This window comes from Streptomyces sp. NPDC007162, from assembly GCF_040634175.1.
Lineage (GTDB): Bacteria > Actinomycetota > Actinomycetes > Streptomycetales > Streptomycetaceae > Streptomyces.
Map to the genome: position 1 here is coordinate 1 of NZ_JBEYFC010000920.1, position 2,010 is coordinate 2,010.

Annotated in this window: 3 protein-coding genes; 1 reads left to right on the forward strand and 2 read right to left on the reverse strand. The window is 70.4% G+C overall.

The features are described 5' to 3' along the window. Nucleotides 1-711 (reverse strand): family 43 glycosylhydrolase (locus ABZ646_RS45810; protein ID WP_360533505.1); only part of this gene is annotated, 711 nt, incomplete at its 3' end. 132 nt (nt 712-843) lie between these two features. Continuing rightward, nucleotides 844-1,377: a MarR family transcriptional regulator gene (locus ABZ646_RS45815; protein WP_360533508.1), complete on the reverse strand. Its 534-nt coding sequence runs from the start codon at nt 1,375-1,377 to the stop codon at nt 844-846. A 288-nt stretch (nt 1,378-1,665) separates the two neighbouring features. On the opposite strand from ABZ646_RS45815, the gene ABZ646_RS45820 reads away from it, so the two are divergent. Continuing rightward, nucleotides 1,666-2,010: hypothetical protein (locus tag ABZ646_RS45820; RefSeq protein WP_360533511.1), on the forward strand; the 345-nt coding region annotated here is incomplete at its 3' end.

A 2,010-nucleotide genomic window follows, 5' to 3' on the forward strand; every position in this document is an offset into this window, starting at 1 on the left:
GTTGCTGAAGACCTTGCCGTCGTGCTGGATGACGGCCGGTCCCTCGTTGACCTTGTAGCCGACGGTCTCCCAGGAGAGCGTCGGCCGGGAGATCTCCACCGGAGTGCCGCTGATGGTCCAGGGATTGGCCATCCTGGCGACGAAGAGGCTGGTGTTGTTGTCCTCCGCGGGGTTGCGCTGCGCCCAGGCCAGGTAGCGCACGCCGTTGACGGCGAAGGTCGTGGCGTCCAGGGAGAAGCTCTCCCAGGTGGTGGCGATCCGGCCCTTCTCGGTCCAGGTGCCGGTGCGCGGATCGGCCGCGTCGGACTCCAGGACGTACATGCGGATCGCCCACACGTCGCTGGTGGATCCGGCGGCGAAGTACACGTACCACTTGCCGTCGATGTAGTGGATCTCCGGAGCCCAGATGTGGGCGCCCATCACCCCGCTCGCGTGCCTGGTCCAGATGGTGGTCTCGGGGGCGGTGGCCAGACCCTGGAGTGTGGTGGCACGGCGCAGCACGATGCGGTCGTACTCGGGGACGGTGGCGGTGAAGTAGTAGTAGCCGTCGGTGTGCTTGAAAATGTGCGGGTCGGCCCGCTGTTCGGCGATCGGGTTGGTGAAGGTCACGGCGGGAGAGGAGGGGACGGCCGCGTGCGCGGGGGTGACGGTCAGGATGAGGGCGAGTGCGGCGAGGACGGCGGTCAGCGTCCGGCCGATGAGACGTCTCACGTGCGGAGGATCCCTCCATGTTCGAGATGTCGATCAGCGTGCGGAACTTCGACCGAAAAGTAAGGGAATGGCAAGAGCGCGTCAATGGGTTCGACGTGCCGGGTCGCACTTCCGGGGGCCGGCCCCGGCAGCTCAGACCGCCGGGGCCGGAGGCACCGCTTCGCCGGCCTCCTGGCCGGGCTCGTCCTCGACCGCGTAGGACAGGAAGTCGTCGACCATGCGATGGAAGAGCACGGCCAGTTGACGCAGCTCCTCCGGCTGCCAGTCCCCCAGGGCCAGCTGCATGCCACGCGCCCCGGCGTCCCGGACGCGCTCGACGGCCCCCCGGCCGGCGTCCGTGAGCTCGATCCGCTGGGCGCGGCGGTCGTCGGGGTCCGGCACCCGCGTGACATGACCCGACCGCTGGAGCTGCTGCACCGTGCGGGTCACATGCGACGCCTCGACCCCGAGCCGCTGCGCCAGCTCCCCCGGGCGCAACGGCTCGGAGTCGGCGACCTGGCGCAGCAGAGCCACCGCGGCACGGTCCAGCGGGACTCCCGCGAGGGCCATCAGCCGCTCGTGCTGGCGAGCGCGGGTGCTCAGATAGGTGATGCGCGTCAGGGCGCGCTCGATCTCGACGACCTCCGGGGTCGCGGCAGGGACGGCGGGCGGGGAGTCTGTGGGCATACCCCCCAGTTTACCATATCGTTGCGTAACTCAAGTAAGTTCGACGTTCGTGCTCGCCGACCCTTCGCCGACCCGTCCCGCGTCCCGCATCGTTCCGCACGACGGCCGGCACCCGCGGGCAAGGGTGTCGCGCACCTCCGCGGCGGACCCCGGACGGCCGGACCCGTCCCCGGGGACGTCCCACCCGTCCCGGGGCACGCCGGGACGACATGGCACCCGCCGGCCACGGCAATCCTCCGAATCGTGATCACGCTTCGTGGTCACGAGCACGACAGCACGGAGGTTTCCATGTCCCGTCGGATCCTGAAGAACGGCCTACTGGCCACGGTCGCGGTGTTCGCGTTCCTGCCCACGGCCGGGGCCGCCACCGCGAGCGCCGCCACCCCGATCCCCGCGCCGCAGGGAATCGTGCAGTACTACAACTACACCACGCTGCCCGCCCCGGCGGCTCCGCGTCACCACCGGCACTCCACGTACCGCAGCGTCGGCCGGGTGACCACGCACCACGTCCGGCTCAACGTCCGCTCCGGCCCGAGCACCCGCTACCGCGTGGTCGGCCATCGGCACAGCAACCGGCTCGTCCCGGTGACCTGCAAGACCTACGGCGGCTCGGTGCGCGGCAACCGGCTGGTG

Coding starts and splice junctions, on each gene's coding strand:
- ABZ646_RS45815 (WP_360533508.1), bottom strand. CDS start 1,377: ATGCCCACAGACTCCCCGCCCGCCGTCCCTGCCGCGACCCCGGAGGTC.